This window comes from Microbulbifer sp. ABM4_008 (assembly GCF_056311705.1).
Genome location: NZ_CM149970.1, coordinates 3,340,501 through 3,355,582 on the forward strand (window position 1 = coordinate 3,340,501; position 15,082 = coordinate 3,355,582).

Annotated in this window: 12 protein-coding genes and 1 riboswitch; of the genes, 8 read left to right on the forward strand and 4 right to left on the reverse strand. The window is 50.1% G+C overall.

Annotated elements, in window-relative coordinates; all coding sequences use genetic code 11:
- Positions 1-28 precede the first annotated feature (28 nt).
- The 3 genes from ACYX4J_RS14415 (at position 29) to ACYX4J_RS14425 (ending at position 4,809) form a co-directional block, all read left to right on the forward strand.
- A complete protein-coding gene (locus ACYX4J_RS14415) occupies positions 29-2,533 on the forward strand; it encodes a TonB-dependent receptor (RefSeq protein WP_476176892.1) in 2,505 nt (834 codons plus the stop codon).
- Between the two features lie 198 nt (positions 2,534-2,731).
- Entirely contained in the window at positions 2,732-3,664 is a 933-nt protein-coding gene (locus ACYX4J_RS14420) for an ROK family protein (protein ID WP_444912552.1), read from the forward strand.
- 245 nt (positions 3,665-3,909) lie between these two features.
- Positions 3,910-4,809 carry an alpha/beta hydrolase gene (locus ACYX4J_RS14425; protein WP_476176893.1) on the forward strand — a complete coding sequence of 300 codons (900 nt, stop codon included), beginning with the start codon at positions 3,910-3,912 and terminating at the stop codon, positions 4,807-4,809.
- Positions 4,810-5,095: 286 nt separating this feature from the next.
- Here the strand turns inward: ACYX4J_RS14425 and ACYX4J_RS14430 are convergent, their stop codons facing one another.
- From ACYX4J_RS14430 to pdxH, 4 genes are all read right to left on the reverse strand, one after another.
- Positions 5,096-5,710, reverse strand: coding sequence for a hypothetical protein (locus tag ACYX4J_RS14430; RefSeq protein ID WP_476176894.1), 615 nt, complete (start codon positions 5,708-5,710; stop codon positions 5,096-5,098).
- 334 nt (positions 5,711-6,044) lie between these two features.
- A complete protein-coding gene (locus ACYX4J_RS14435) occupies positions 6,045-7,376 on the reverse strand; it encodes an RDD family protein (RefSeq protein ID WP_413665854.1) in 1,332 nt (443 codons plus the stop codon).
- Complete coding sequence (locus ACYX4J_RS14440; protein ID WP_476176895.1) at positions 7,376-9,067, reverse strand: Hsp70 family protein; 1,692 nt, start codon at positions 9,065-9,067, stop codon at positions 7,376-7,378. The genes ACYX4J_RS14435 and ACYX4J_RS14440 overlap by 1 nt, the downstream gene beginning before the upstream one ends.
- 236 nt (positions 9,068-9,303) lie before the next feature.
- Complete coding sequence (pdxH, locus tag ACYX4J_RS14445) at positions 9,304-9,942, reverse strand: pyridoxamine 5'-phosphate oxidase (protein WP_476176896.1); 639 nt, start codon at positions 9,940-9,942, stop codon at positions 9,304-9,306.
- Between the two features lie 267 nt (positions 9,943-10,209).
- On the opposite strand from pdxH, the gene ACYX4J_RS14450 reads away from it, so the two are divergent.
- From ACYX4J_RS14450 to ACYX4J_RS14470, 5 genes are all read left to right on the forward strand, one after another.
- Complete coding sequence (locus tag ACYX4J_RS14450) at positions 10,210-11,298, forward strand: thiamine pyrophosphate-binding protein (protein WP_476176897.1); 1,089 nt, start codon at positions 10,210-10,212, stop codon at positions 11,296-11,298.
- A 100-nt stretch (positions 11,299-11,398) separates the two neighbouring features.
- A complete protein-coding gene (locus ACYX4J_RS14455) occupies positions 11,399-11,815 on the forward strand; it encodes a thiamine pyrophosphate-dependent enzyme (protein WP_476176898.1) in 417 nt (138 codons plus the stop codon).
- Between the two features lie 28 nt (positions 11,816-11,843).
- Positions 11,844-13,277 (forward strand): aldehyde dehydrogenase family protein, encoded by a 1,434-nt coding sequence (locus tag ACYX4J_RS14460; protein ID WP_444915999.1) that lies wholly within the window; start codon positions 11,844-11,846, stop codon positions 13,275-13,277.
- Between the two features lie 65 nt (positions 13,278-13,342).
- Positions 13,343-13,469: riboswitch (SAM-I-IV-variant riboswitch) on the forward strand.
- Between the two features lie 58 nt (positions 13,470-13,527).
- Positions 13,528-13,743, forward strand: coding sequence for a hypothetical protein (locus ACYX4J_RS14465; RefSeq protein WP_108732493.1), 216 nt, complete (start codon positions 13,528-13,530; stop codon positions 13,741-13,743).
- Between the two features lie 78 nt (positions 13,744-13,821).
- Entirely contained in the window at positions 13,822-15,021 is a 1,200-nt protein-coding gene (locus tag ACYX4J_RS14470) for a glycine C-acetyltransferase (protein WP_282933632.1), read from the forward strand.
- The last annotated feature ends 61 nt before the right edge of the window (positions 15,022-15,082 follow it).

The window sequence follows — 15,082 nt, forward strand, 5'->3', positions numbered from 1 at the left end:
ACCATAAGAGATGATTGAGGAGAGCGCCGTGATTGCAGAGGGCTTCCAAGCAGGTTCAGAGACACAGAAACACTTTAAACCACACTCCATAGCCCTGGCAGTTGCCATGGCCTCCAGCGTTGCGGTACCGGCAACAGCTGAGGAAATGCCGGAAATTGAAGAGGTGATGGTTACCGCAACCGCCCGACCGGTTACCAAGATGGAATCCAGCGTTTCCGTTAGTGCACTGGACACTGAGGAAATGGCGAAGTACGCCCCGCGCTCTACCGCAGAGCTGTTCCGCAGCTTACCCGGTATTCGGGCGGAATCCTCCGGTGGCGGCGGCAATGCAAATATCACCGTTAGAGGTATTCCCCTGGCAACTGGAGGCTCCAAATATATGCAAATCCAGGAAGACGGATTGCCTGTATTAGAATACGGCGATATTAATTTCGGTAACACTGACAACTTTGTTCGCACCGACTCCTCTCTCGCACGTATAGAAAGCGTACGCGGCGGCTCTGCCTCCACCTTTGCCAGTAATTCCCCTGGCGGTGTGATCAATATGATCAGCAACACCGGCGAAGAAGAAGGTGGTAATGTAGGGCTTTCGTTTGGTGCGGACTACGATGAATCCCGCCTGGACTTTGGCTATGGCCACCACTTGAATGATTCTTTGCGATTCTATGTCGGCGGATTTTTAAGAGAGGGGGAAGGCATCCGCGAGACCGGCTTTGATGGGGATTCCGGCGGCCAACTCAAGGCCAACCTCACCAAAGAATTTGATAACGGATATGTCCGCCTCTATTACAAACATCTCGATGACCGGGTAACAACTTATCTTCCTGGCCCTGTAACCTATAAAGGCGATGGTGAATTCGGCACGGTTGCCAACTTCGATGCCAGCAGCCAAACCCTGCATTCCGATAATTATCGATACATTTCCACTTTTGATGCCTACGGCAATCCGGTAACCCGCGACCTATCCGACGGTATCGAATCACTGGTGGAAGCCTATGGCTTTGAAACCAAATTTGAATTTAATGATGGCTGGACTGTTACCGACAAATTCAGAATTTCTGATGTTAGCGGCAGCTTTATTTCCCCCTTTACCGATACTTTCGGCGATTACGGACCACAATCCACACAGGATATGGCTGATACCATTTGTGCAAATGCCGTAGGCAGTAACGGAGAGGCCATAGACTGTAGCGCCGGCACAACGGTGACTTATGCCAATGGTGAAGAGGCCGAAGGCCTCGCCTATGTCGACCTGCTCTTTGATACAGAAATACACGATTTGGGTCTGATAGTTAACGACTTTAAAGTCGATAAATTAATTGGCGATAATATTGTTGTTTCCGGTGGATTCTATTACTCCAACCAAAATATCAAAACCAGCTGGAACAGTTGGAATGCCCTAGTTCAAACTGTTGACGGCAGCAATTCTGAAAACCTTACCATAACTGCCAATGCCAACGGAGATGTACTGGTAGATGATGGGGTCTGGTCTGCAAGCTTTCTTTCCTGGGCCTGGGACCTGGAATATGAAACTTATGCACCCTATATGAATGTGGCGATCGACATCGGCGACTTTACCTTCGATGTCAGTGCCCGCCACGATATGGTCAATGCCAAAGGCTCCCTGGTTTCCAGCTGCTGCGGTGGTGATACAGACTACGATCTGAATGGCGATGGTATTATCAGCGACGTGGAAAGTGCTAGCGCTTCCGATGCCTTTGGATTCACCGGCGGCGTCATCACAATGGCCAATGGATCCACCCAGCACGTTGATTACGATGCAGACAACACCTCTTTCTCTCTCGGTGGAAATTATATTCTCAACGACAGCATGGCTATTTTTGCCCGCTACAGCGAGGGTGGTCGAGCAATTGCCGATCGGCTTCTACAAATTAGCGGCGCCCTCAACAGTGACGGAAGCCTAACCGACACCACCGATGGCTTCGACTCTGTGGACCAGCTGGAAATTGGATACAAACTCTCAACCGGCGATCTGGATTTCTTTGCAACTTACTTCAATACGGTCACTGAAGAGACCAATGCAGAAATCACTAGCGGCTTAACGTTTGTACGCGAGTATGAAGCCCAAGGAATCGAGCTGGAAGCAGCCTACAGTTATGGAGACTTTTCCGTAAATGGAAACCTCACCTGGACCGACGCCGAAATTTCAAAAGATGCCAACGACAGTTCTGTCGTAGGTAATACGCCGCGCCGCCAAGCAGATTTCATTTACACGATTACACCGCAATATAACTTTGGCGATGACTTTACATTTGGTGCAAGCCTCCAAGGGTCTACAGAATATTTTGTTTCTGACTCCAACCAGTTGAAACAGGAAGGTTATGTCCTGGTCAATCTGTTTGGTTCTTATTACCTGACAGAAGACCTTACCGTTTCCTTTAATGTAAACAACCTAACCGATGAATTTGTTGTTACCGAAGTTGAAGAGTCTTACGCAGAAGTTGGAGACATAGTACGCGGACGGGCTATCAGTGGCCGCTCCACCAGCGTCAGTTTCAATTACGCTTTTTGATCGTTGTTCTTCCCTACTCTAGTAAGTGGTTTGCAGTTCTGCCCATAGCTTTGCAAACCCCGAGCGTCTGGCCCCCACCGGCGCTCGGTTTTTTTCTTTAAGAAACAATATAACCAGCTATAAACTATCAGTAGTGTAATTTCGGAAACCATCAACTGATAATACGAATAACTTATGTAACCCGGGGAGCGGATTAGGATGGAAATGCAAGGCAATGCGGTAGATACCTTGCTCGGCGGAATTGAAGCCGGTGGTACCAAATTTAACTGTGTGGTAGCCGCTGGGATTAATGACATCCGTGAGCGAGCCAGCTTCCCAACCACCGATCCAGAACATACGCTATCCAAGGTCGCTCAGTTTTTTCACGAAAGCAGTCAGCGCCACGGCACTGTTTCTGCGCTGGGCATAGCCAGCTTTGGTCCGGTAAACCTGGACCCAGAATCCGCCTACTATGGCTATATCACCCAAACACCTAAAGCTGGCTGGTCCAATACCAATATGGCTGGCTACTTCAGCCAAGCCCTGTCGGTACCAGTTGCTTTCGATACAGATGTTAATGGCGCCGCCCTTGGAGAGCACCTCTGCGGCGCCGCTACAGATGTTAAGAACTTTGTCTACGTCACCATCGGTACCGGTATCGGCGCCGGTATTATGATCGACGGGCAGCTGATCAATGGATCTATGCACCCGGAAATTGGGCATATGTTGATGCCTAGAGACAGCCAAAAGGATTCTTTTAAAGGCAACTGCCCATTTCATAACAACTGCCTTGAAGGACTGGCCTCAGGTCCTGCGATAGAGGAGCGTTGGGGACTGCGTGGCCAACACCTGGAACAACACCACCCGGCCTGGGACCTGGAGGCGGAGTATCTGGCCACTATGTGTGTCAACCTTACCAGCTGCTATTCACCACAGCGGATCATACTGGGGGGTGGAGTGATGATACAGGCGCACCTATTCAACCGTGTAAGACAAAAATTCCTAGCCTTAGCCGGTGGTTACTTTCCCCAAGTCTCAGAAAGTAATATTGAACGGTATATCGTTGCACCAAAACTAGTGGGAAGATCCGGTGAGGTCGGCTCCCTACGGATGGCCCAGCACCTATACAACACTAAAAACGTCATTGCCTGAACCAGGGAGGGGACATCCCCTTCCTGCCATCCTCTTTTAAGTGGACGTGGTTCCCACGCGCAATATCCAAATTTCTGTGATCACGACCACTTCTTGGGCAAAAACTTGCGATGCAGAGTGATTCCTGCGGCAGTAACCCCCTCCCCAGCTAGCGATTCCCTTTATCTATCTGTTAGGCTTCCATATAGATACCTCTAGTAAGCAGGGCGATAACAGGTAAGTTTCAGCGCCCCTCAGGGATAGCAATGAAAATAATTAGATTATTAGTGATAGGTATTCTTAGTGCCTGTTGCCAGCTGGCAGCAGCCGGCAGTGCCGAACCCACAACTTTCACCCGCCCAGGGATACTGTCATACAACTTTTACTCTGATTTACTAGAGCGTGAGTACGTTATTGACATAATGCTGCCTCTTTCGTACACCCCGGAAAACACCGATCGCTATCCAGTCATTTATATGACCGATGGCTTTCTGCATTTCCCTATGACAGCCCCTAACCTTCTTCAGGAACAGGTTCCCGATGAGTTTGGCAATATCAAAATACCCCCTGTAATTCTGGTAGGTATCTCCCACGCTTTTGACAGTCCGAATTTCGCCCAGCGAGTAATGGATTTCACCCCCGTACCTGGTGTGATCAAAGGTGCTGAACTAGGTGGAGGCGCCGATCACTTTCTTGAGTTTATCGAAGAGGAACTCAAACCCTTTATCAATAATAATTTTAAAGGTAACGAAGAAGACGAAACCCTAGTGGGCCATTCCCTGGGTGGGCTTCTGGCTCTCCATGCTCTTTTTAACCACACCAATAGCTTTGACCGATATATCATTGGAAGCCCCAGTATTTGGTGGGCCGATAAGCAAATTTTAGATAGTGAATTGGCCTATGCAGAACGCAATGCCGATTTAGGAAAAAGTGTGTATTTATTTATTGGTGGTGAGGAGACTTGCAGTGAAATCGACTCAGTTTGCGCAGTAAAAGACTTCTCTCAACTAGTAAAAAGACTTAAGTCCCGTAACTACAATAGCCTTACCCTAAGAAAACGTGTATTTGATAACGAGAATCACGGTAGTGTTGTTAATCCAGGTTATGATCGAGGGATAGAAAAGGTCTTTAAGGCTAGGGTACTACCTAGAAAATATTCTTTCTAGAACTTTTTATTAAATTCAGAAATAGCAACCACTTTAAAAGTAAAGTTTTTCTGGCATGTTCCCCTCCCTTCGCAGTTCTCGATCGCGCTCAAAATAAAAGATGAAAAAACTATAAATAGTATTCACCTGCATATTACCCACCTTAACATACGCAGAGGTCACATCCGATAATGATAATAAGCTTAACATTAATTTGACGGAACTGACCGGACTGGCAATTGGATTCAGTGTGCCACTATAAATCAAGGGCTAGACAAATTGAAGGCATACCTTACTTTTATCAAAGTCAGGAAAAATAATCTAATACCTTACCAACAATTTCAAGATCTTGATAACCTTTAGGATCAATCTCTTTACGAAGCACCCTTTCTATATAGTCGGTGTCACCTAGCAAGCCACGGACAACACAATAGCAAATGCATCGATGGCCACGAGTCATCTCCGGTATACTTTGATATAGAGATTCCTTAGAGCTTAAAGCAAATTGTTTGTCAAGGTACTCCTGCCCAGTCTCAATAATGTTATCAAGCCCCCTCATCACCTCCTCTACCGCTTCTTCTTGCGAGCCAAAATCCTTAACATATACTCTAGGGTAATAATTCTTCTTTGAGCAGGATTCATCAATAAATGAAGAATCAATAGGATAAGTAAATGTTGGCACCTTACCCCGAGGTAATCCAGTTAATTCAGATACTATATCCTCTACCTCCCGAAGATAAATGCCAGCTTTTGGCTGTATTAAAACTGACGCCGGAGGACTAGAAAAAGTCCAGAAAGGTACGATAAGAAAGTCACAAAATTTAGCTGGTCGAGACTTATATCTCCTAGCTAAAAATTTCCAACCTGGGTAATCGGCCTCCAATACTTTAGCAGCCTTAAGTACTTCTGTTTTAAATGTCATATTTAGTCAAACGGAAAATCTAACAGTCTTACTTCATAAACTCATGCAGGGTTATCATCCCCTCCCAGGAATGTTTCATCAGCGTTAGCGCGACAAATCAGAAGCTACACCAGAAGCACTCCTCAATTGCGCACTATACAACACTTTCTGATCTCCAGTAAGAATGACGCCACTTATTTCACCTCAACAATCCTTTCAACATTATCAAAGGGGCAATAACGCTTTATTCACCAGTTTTCAGGAAGTGTTACTATCAGCTGAAAACAAGACTTTATAACTCTTAGAAGAATATAAACCCTAATAGAATGAAAGTGGGGAAAACCCCACCCCAGAGTTAGATGTTACCCAAACGGCGCAAATGCTCTTCATGAGTCTTACGCATATTAATAACATAAGTGCGACTTAACCGATCATGCAATAATTTGTTAACCAGGAAGAAGTTGATAATCCATGCAAAAAGCCCAAATGCACTAATGAAAGCAAAGCTCACAGTTCTCCAAAGCCCTCGCAAGTATCCAATCCGCCCAAATTTTTGACTGGTTACTCGATAGCCCATTATATACTTACCAGGTGTTGCCTGAAGTTTGGAACACTCAAACAACCAAGCAAATAACAGGTAGGCTCCAAAACAAAAAGGTATGACTTTTGCGGCTGCTACAGCTTCCGGCAATCCAAAGATTTTCATCATCGCCGCAGTTGCAAGAGAGCCTACGGCCATATAAGTCATAACCAAGTCTAAAAAGAATGCAACGCCTCTAGGTACAACATCACCAAAAAAGTACTTTTCATAGCGCTCTTCAAATTCAGCCTCACTTTGTGCCTTTACCTTGCCCCCGCCACGAAGCCCTTGCAAAGGATCAATACGGGACTCATGGGTTTCCAAGCTATTAAATATGCTATTGCACAACTTTTCATCAAGCGCTTGGTAGAGGTAAGACGCATTCCCTCGCCAATCGAACAGCTCGTCACAGTACTGCAGGATGTTCGGCGTTACTTGCGGGCGAAACCTTGCGGACTTACCCCCCTCTACAGCATTTTGATTAAATTGGGCAAAGCGTTCAAATACAGAAAGACCTAAGTTCCAATTATACTCCTCATCCAGCATATAGGGACTCTTGGTGAGAAAGTCCCAACTCCTCTCCAGGCTCATTTCCAAGTGATTATTAAGCATTTCATCAACTTGCTTAAGCACCCGCCGAAACTCTTCGATACGCAAATCTCTATCCGGGTCTTGCGGCTCCCGAGATTCACTTGGCTGCGTATCAGGGGATACACCTTCGCTCTGTTCCAAGGGGTCAGAAACGCTCTCTTGCTTCGCTGGGTGTTCTTCAGCTGCGAGCGGAGTTAACACTTCATCAGTGGAAGGCCGCACTTCTGTTTCCTGCGCCCCTTCTAATACAGCTACCCTTTCACTGTTAACCTTCTCATGGCTTGTGCTTCCTGCCTGCCCTAGTGAAGGAGTTTCCAAGGAGGCTTCCGCATGCCCGGCAGTCTCCTCTTGCAATTGCTCAGCCAGTTTCAATGCTTGCTTATAAGCAGTATGAAGTGCCTGGAATTCTTCCGGCTTTTCATCTGGGCGGGTTTGCTTTAGTTTTTTTGCATAAGCGCGCTTAATCGCCCGAGCATCAGTGATGGGATTAATTTCAAGAATGGCCCAGGGATTCATCAAATCCAATCCTCACCATCCAAGCGATCCAGAATTTCACTAACCTCAGTTCGAGCCTTAATAATTTCTGTAGGGTTTTGCCTTTCCAGGACGCTATCAAAGGATGACAGTAATTTGGCAATATACTCACGCTGCTCGCCAAGACTGGATTCATACAAGCGCTCACCACGAGCAATGATTGCCTGGTTTTTTTCATCTTCACGGGGGTGGAATTTCAGTTTTGCCAGTTTTTGCAGGGCTTCAGCCTTTTGTATATCGGAGAGAGCTCCCGGCGTAAACTCGATTAACTTGTTGAAGGTTTTACCCGTGGAGACCACGGTCACATCCACTTCCAAAAGCCCATTCATATCGTAGGTATAGCGAATATCTGCCGATTCTTCCCCTTTAGGCTTTTTCGGCACAGGAACCGTCATCTCACCCAGGTACACATTTTTAGATACCAGGCGATTCTCTCCTTGGTATACGTCTACACAAAGTTGGGTTTGATCATCCCGAGCAGTCCAAACCCGCCTTACAACACTGACTGGTACAACGGTATTGCGCTCGATAATAGGCATAAAGTAGGCACCGAGCTGCGGATTATCTTCATTGATAACACCTGTTCCCAAGGTGTAAGGGCATACATCAGTCAGGACAATATCATCCAGTGCCGAGTTCTTTTCTTTTAAGCCAGCCTGAATAGCTGCTCCCATCGCAACGACAGTGTCCGGGTCCAAATGACAGGCTGGCAGACGGCCAAACATTCGACCAACCATTGAACGAAACTGGGCCATGCGCGTAGAACCGCCAACCAATACCACTTCATCAATTTTCTGTGGGGGCAAATCTGCATCGCGCATTGCCCGCTCAATTGGCCGTTTCGCTCTTAACAACAGGGGGGTGCTGAGTTTTTCAAACCACTCTGGGGTCACCTGGAATTGCAGGGAGCGTCCATCAAGTTGTAATTCAAGTTTTTGCTCAGGCTGCTGGCTGACTCGACGTTTGGCGCTTTCCATTTGCATATATAAGTTTTGCAAATCGCGAGGGCTTAAAGCCTCTTTCTTAATATCAAACTCAGCCAGGACATCATCGATCATTGCCTCAACGAAATCCTCTCCACCGAGGAAGTTGTCTCCGGCACTGGCATGAACTTCCATAATGCCATCAAAAAATTCCAGGATGGAAACATCGAAGGTGCCACCCCCAAGATCTAAAATAAGGAAGTTCCCTTCGCGCTTGTCATGTAAACCGTAAGCAATGGCAGCCGAAGTTGGCTCGTTAATTAGCCGTTCTACTTTTAATCCCGCAAGCTCTCCTGCCAACTTGGTGGCATGGCGCTGATTATCATTAAAATAAGCTGGGACACTGATTACCGCCTCGGTTACCTCTTCACCAAGAAAAGTTTCTGCATCTTCTTTGAGCGCACGTAAAATTAATGAGGAAAGTTCTGTTGCACTAAATTTCTGTTTCCCCAGGGAAACTTTGTGGTCAGTGCCCATTAAACGCTTAAACGCAGCCACAGTGGTACTACTGTGATTAATAAGACGTTCTTTAGCCGTTTTGCCGACTAGCAATGTGCCAGAATCATCAAGCCCCACAACTGACGGGGTCAAAATTTCACCCAAACGGTTGGGGATTAGTTTTACCCCTTCATCAGTCAGTACCCCACAAGCACTATTAGTGGTTCCCAAGTCGATACCAATAATGGCCATATTTCCCCTACCTACCCTTGGATTCGAATTACAAAAACGATCGAATCTATAGAATTTTTAAGACAATAGTTTTAGCTATATTTATGGCGCATTATTCTAAGCGGCCTTGACCACAAATTGCCAGATAAGACACCGCTATAAAACAATATCAGGGGATAGGTACTCACAAAGTGAAGCGTGATTAAGCGGTTAGTTGTGGCCCAAAGGGCTGGGCCACGAAAAGATAAATATAATAATTAGGGGGCGCGACGTTCTATATTCCAGTTTTCGTTTTCTTCACGGCGATAAATAAAACGATCGTGCAATCTATTTTCACCCCCTTGCCAAAACTCAACAGCATTGGGTACCACACAGTAGCCACCCCAGAATTCTGGCAACGGAATTGTTTTACCGGCAAAGCGAGCCTTCTCTTTATCAAACTGCTGCTCCAGTTCCTCCCTGGACGCAAGCGGCCGGCTCTGGTGCGAGGCCCATGCGGCCAACTGGCTATCCAGGGGGCGCGACTGGAAATAGGCCTCTGCCTGCTCGCGGGAAACGGGCTCCACCTTCCCATAAACAATCACCTGCCGCTCGAGACGGCACCAGGGAAACAACAGCGACACCTGAGGGTTAACGGCCATATCTCGGGCCTTGTCACTCTGTAAATTGGTATAGAAAACGAAACCCTTCTCATCGAAGCCTTTCAGCAAAACAATCCGCTGCGAGGGGTGCCCGTCCGCGTTAGTGGTGGCAAGACACATGGCGCTGGCATCAACTAATTCTGCTTCAACAGCTTCTGCAAGCCACTTGCGAAACTGCTCCACGGGGGTCGGCTTCAATTCAGAGCGCCTTAAACCACCCATTTGGTATTCCCGACGCCATTGATCGATTTCCATGGTGATACTTCCTCGGTTGTTCTAGCTCAAAGTTTATTCAGCGAAGTGCCGGAAGGCTATTGTGCGGCAGCCACCTCGTCAAATTCCTCAAAATCTACTGGCAGGCAAAGTAACCCAAGCGTACAAAGTTTCCTGCCGCAGTGCCGGGTGAATCTCAATTTTCCTGCGATATTGCCTGTGAAGGTGCAGACTCTGCGGGTGCTTGCACGGCTTTTGGTGGGCCGCTAGGCTCACTGCATTTTTACACGAATAAGGAAAATGGTGCTTATGTCCTCTGCGCCCACATGCGCCCAGGTGCTGATGCGCCTGCTGCGCGAATACCAGGTAGAAAAAGTTTTCGGGATTCCCGGCGTACATACCATTGAACTGTATCGCGGCCTGCCCGGTAGCGACTTGATGCATATCACGCCAAGGCATGAGCAGGGCGCCGCCTTTATGGCAGACGGTTATGCCCGTGCCAGCGGCAAACCCGGTGTCTGTTTCCTGATCACTGGGCCGGGGCTGACCAACGCAGCCACTGCGATGGCGCAAGCTTACTCAGACTCAATTCCTATGCTGGTTATTTCCGCCGTCAATCGCCGGGAAGACCTTGGCATGGGCCGTGGGCGCCTGCATGAGCTACCCCGCCAAAGCGATGCCAGTCGAGGCTTCTGTATCTGGCAGCACACCCTGACCCAGGCAGAACAACTACCGGAAGTGATGGCACGGGCATTCCAGCTGTTGCAGTCCAGCCGCCCCGGCCCTGTCCATATCGAAATCCCTATCGATTTATTCCCGGCGCCTATGTCCGGCAATCTGGACGATTACCGCGCGGCACCCAATGCCATGGTACCGGCAGCCAACGCGACAGCTATCGCGACTGCTTCCCAGTGGCTGCAAGCTGCCGAACGCCCGGTGATTCTCCTGGGCGGTGGCGCGCAATCTGCTGGAAAAGCGGCAACACAGGTATCAGGAAAAATTGCAGCTCCAGTCTTCCTGTCTCTGGCCGCCAAAGGCGTTGTCGATGAAAGACTTCCTCTGTGTGGCGGAGCCAATCTCAGTTTCGACTGCGTGCGTGAGCGAGTAGAAGCTGCCGATGTGGTCTTGGCCGTTGGCACAGAGCTTTCGGAAACCGATCGCAATCTGGTGAAAGAGGATTACGCTTTCTCAGGCAAGCTGATCCGCATCGACATTGATCCGGCTCAACTGGTTTGTAACGCCCAGCCGGACCTGGCCATCTGCGCGGATGCAGCAGAAAGCCTTCAGCAATTAAGCGAAGCCCTGGTTCAGTGCGAAGAGAGCTCAAAACAGCGCGCAGAAGAGGAAGTTTCACAATTAATCAGTAACTGCCGCAAAGAATGGCTGGGAAGGTTCTGAGGAGCGCTTCCCTTGGGTTGAAGCTCTGCGCGAAGCGCTGCCCGATAAGGGAATTCTGGTTACCGACTCCACACAACTGGCCTATAACACTAACCACGCCTTGCCGCTGTACCACCCTCGCAGCCATATTACTTGCACCACCGGTTACGGCACGCTGGGCTTTGCCCTGCCCGCCTCGATCGGGGCCAAGTTATCCAGCGAGCGGGATGTAGTTGCCTTGATCGGCGATGGCGGCCTGATGTTTACTCTCGGTGAGCTGGCCGTTGCAGTAGAACAGCAACTGCCCCTGCCAATACTGGTTTGGAATAACAGCGGGTATGGAGAGATACGCGACTTTATGGATGCCGCAGAAGTACCTCAAGAAGGTGTTAATCTTCGCACTCCGGATTTTGTCGCATTGGCAAAATCTTTTGGCGCTGAAGGTTGTCGCATCGACAAACCACAGCAATTAGCTACGGCAGTCGCAGAAGCCCTGCAACGCAAAACACCAACAATTATCGAAATCACCGCCCCTTGAACTGGCGCGAAGCAAACGGAAGCGTGACATGACAGATTTCAGCAAGCTGCATACCGACAAACTGTTTATCAATGGTGAGTGGCGCGAGCCCCTCGGCACCAGTTCCCATCCTGTGATCAACCCCGCCACTGAAGAAATGATTTGCCAGGTGGTGGAAGGCTCTGCTGAGGATGTGGATATTGCCGTTGCCGCTGCCCGCAGCGCCTTTCGCAAGTGGCGCCATACCAGCGCAGATCAGCGCTCAGCACTGCTAAATGCCATTGCTGACGGTATGGAAGAGCGCAAGGAAGACTTGATCCAGGCGATCTCACAAACCCTCGGTTGCCCCGCCCATATCACCCGCTGGTTGCATGTGGATGGCCCTATCTACGCCATGCGTTACTACGCCGGTCGCACTTCAATCATGGAAGAGACCGAAAAGGCGGCCCACTCGGTATTAATCCGGGAGCCGATTGGCGTGTGTGGCTTTATTACCCCCTGGAATTACCCTCTGCACCAATTTGTCGGCAAAGTGGCCCCGGCTCTCGCAGCGGGCTGCACCATGATTACCAAGCCTTCGGAAACCACTCCGCTACAGGATTTCGTCATGGCGGAGATTATCGAAGCAGCCGGTGTTCCTGCGGGCGTATTTAACCTGATCCCCGGTGCAGGCTCGGTCGTCGGCGCAGAGCTGTCATCGCACCCGGGAATCGATATGGTGTCCTTTACCGGCTCCACCCGTGCAGGTGTTGAAGTTGCCAAGGCTGCGGCGCCCACAGTTAAAAGGGTTACACAGGAGCTGGGTGGTAAATCGCCTCTGATTATCACCCCGGACGCGGATCTTAAAGCAGCGGTTCGCTGGGGCTGCGAAGATGTATTCATCAACAGTGGCCAAACCTGCACCGCACTCACCCGTATGCTGGTTCCCGCTGAGCACTATGAAGAGGCGGTGGAAGTTGCCAAGCAGGTGGCTGAAGAAGTGGCCATGGGCACCGATGCCAATGCCTTTATGGGCCCCCTATCTTCCGCTCGCCAACTGGAAATCGTGCGCGGCTACATCAAAAAAGGTATCGAGGAAGGTGCCCGCCTTGTGACTGGCGGCCTCGATCTACCCACCGAGCTGGATAAAGGCTTCTATGTGAAACCCACGGTATTTGCCGACGTTCACAACGATATGGCCATTGCCCGGGAAGAAATCTTTGGCCCGGTGACTTGCCTGATCCCCTACAAGGATATGGATGAAGCCGTCGCCATTGCCAATGACACCGAATACGGTCTGTCCAGTGGCGTATGGGCTAAAGACGCCGAAAGCGCCATGCCTATCGTTCGCCGCATCGAAGCGGGCCTGTGCTTTGTTAACGGCGGTGAATTTAACTACGACGCCCCCTTCGGCGGTTACAAGCGCTCCGGCAACGGACGCGAGTTTGGTGAGGCCGGTCTCGGTGAGTTTATCGAACTGAAATCCGTGCAGCTTCCCGCATAAACTTCTGCACCGCCCTCTAATGGGGGCGGTACTGTTGACTGCTAATCCCCTCCCCGTTATCTTTGCTCGCACATCACGAGAGTGGCTGACGCCAACGCCAACCTGCCGACCGGGGCAAGGTGGTTCTCTCTCTGCGGCACACAAGGCCTGCAGGGAGGATGGGGCTCTACCAGAGCAAACCAACCGGATTAGCGAACATCACTTCGCCGCTTCCACGTCAGTCCTCCATAGTTTTACCATTGGAGGGACCATGTCCGAATCACCGTTTTCCAGTAAAGACATTATCGAAATTCAAATCGCCAGCCAAAGAAGCCACACGGCAGTACGCGCGGTGAGAAGAGGTGATCGTCAGTTGTTGTGGCAACTACTGTTCGACACTGCCGAAGAGGCATTAAAATTTGCCACCAGTTGCCGCGCCAGTGAGCACCCTATTTCGGCCCATGAGGCCTGCGAACTGGCGGGATAAAGTAGAACCAACAGGCGCCGCGAGCTCGCGCCCGTTACCCTGTGCCAAGAGCACCCGACAGGAGCTAAAAACAATACCATGTCAAAGCCAGAACAATTCTTTGAGCACCTGCGCAGCGAACTCAAACAGATCGATGCAGACGGCCTGTACAAACGCGAGCGGATTATTACCTCCCAGCAGGCCGCTGAGATCCAGGTGAACAACGACACCCAGGTACTGAATTTTTGTGCAAACAACTACCTGGGCCTGGCCAACCACCCGGACCTGATTGAAGCGGCCAAAGAAGGGCTCGAACAGTACGGCTTCGGCATGGCATCGGTGCGCTTTATCTGCGGCACCCAGGACATTCACAAAGCGCTGGAATCGCGCCTGTCTGAATTCCTGGAAACCGAAGACACCATTCTTTACACCTCCTGCTTCGACGCCAATGGCGGCCTGTTTGAAACACTGCTGGGCCCGGAAGATGCCATCATCTCCGACTCCCTCAACCACGCCTCCATCATCGACGGCGTGCGCCTGTGTAAAGCCAAGCGCTACCGCTACGCCAACAACGATATGGCGGAACTGGAGAAGCAGCTACAGGCCGCAGACGCCGCTGGCGCCAAGACCAAACTGATCGCCACTGACGGCGTTTTCTCTATGGACGGAGTTATCGCCAACCTCAAAGCCGTTTGCGATCTGGCCGACCAGTACAATGCCCTGGTAATGGTGGACGACTCCCACGCAGTGGGCTTCCTCGGTGACCACGGCCGTGGCACCCATGAATACTGCGATGTGATTGACCGCGTCGATATTATTACCGGCACCCTGGGCAAGGCCCTGGGGGGCGCTTCCGGCGGCTTTACTTCTGGTCGCAAGGAAATTATCGATATGCTGCGCCAGCGTTCGCGCCCCTATCTGTTCTCCAACTCCGTAGCCCCAGCGATCGTCACCGCCTCCCTGAAAGTGTTGGATATGCTGACTGAAGGCGGCGAGCTGCGTGAACAGCTGCGCGACAACTCCGCATACTTCCGCAAGCGCATGTCCGAAGCCGGCTTTACCCTGGCTGGTGCCGACCACCCGATCATCCCGGTGATGATTGGCGATGCTGCCCTGGCGCAGAAAATGGCTGACAAAATGCTGGAGCGCGGCATCTACGTAGTGGGCTTCTTCTATCCAGTAGTGCCCAAGGGCCAGGCCCGCATCCGCACCCAGATGTCCGCCGCCCACACCCGCGAGCAGCTCGACCAGTGTATCGATGCCTTCATTGAAGTTGGCCGCGAACTGAATATTATCTAAACCAAACAGCGGTGCTGATACGGTAATTCTCACAAGGAATTCACCGGAGCGGCACCGCGCC

Coding starts and splice junctions, on each gene's coding strand:
- ACYX4J_RS14420 (WP_444912552.1), top strand. CDS start 2,732: ATGGAAATGCAAGGCAATGCGGTAGATACCTTGCTCGGCGGAATTGAA.
- ACYX4J_RS14425 (WP_476176893.1), top strand. CDS start 3,910: ATGAAAATAATTAGATTATTAGTGATAGGTATTCTTAGTGCCTGTTGC.
- ACYX4J_RS14430 (WP_476176894.1), bottom strand. CDS start 5,710: ATGACATTTAAAACAGAAGTACTTAAGGCTGCTAAAGTATTGGAGGCC.
- ACYX4J_RS14435 (WP_413665854.1), bottom strand. CDS start 7,376: ATGAATCCCTGGGCCATTCTTGAAATTAATCCCATCACTGATGCTCGG.
- ACYX4J_RS14440 (WP_476176895.1), bottom strand. CDS start 9,067: ATGGCCATTATTGGTATCGACTTGGGAACCACTAATAGTGCTTGTGGG.
- pdxH (WP_476176896.1), bottom strand. CDS start 9,942: ATGGAAATCGATCAATGGCGTCGGGAATACCAAATGGGTGGTTTAAGG.
- ACYX4J_RS14450 (WP_476176897.1), top strand. CDS start 10,210: ATGTCCTCTGCGCCCACATGCGCCCAGGTGCTGATGCGCCTGCTGCGC.
- ACYX4J_RS14460 (WP_444915999.1), top strand. CDS start 11,844: ATGACAGATTTCAGCAAGCTGCATACCGACAAACTGTTTATCAATGGT.
- ACYX4J_RS14465 (WP_108732493.1), top strand. CDS start 13,528: ATGTCCGAATCACCGTTTTCCAGTAAAGACATTATCGAAATTCAAATC.
- ACYX4J_RS14470 (WP_282933632.1), top strand. CDS start 13,822: ATGTCAAAGCCAGAACAATTCTTTGAGCACCTGCGCAGCGAACTCAAA.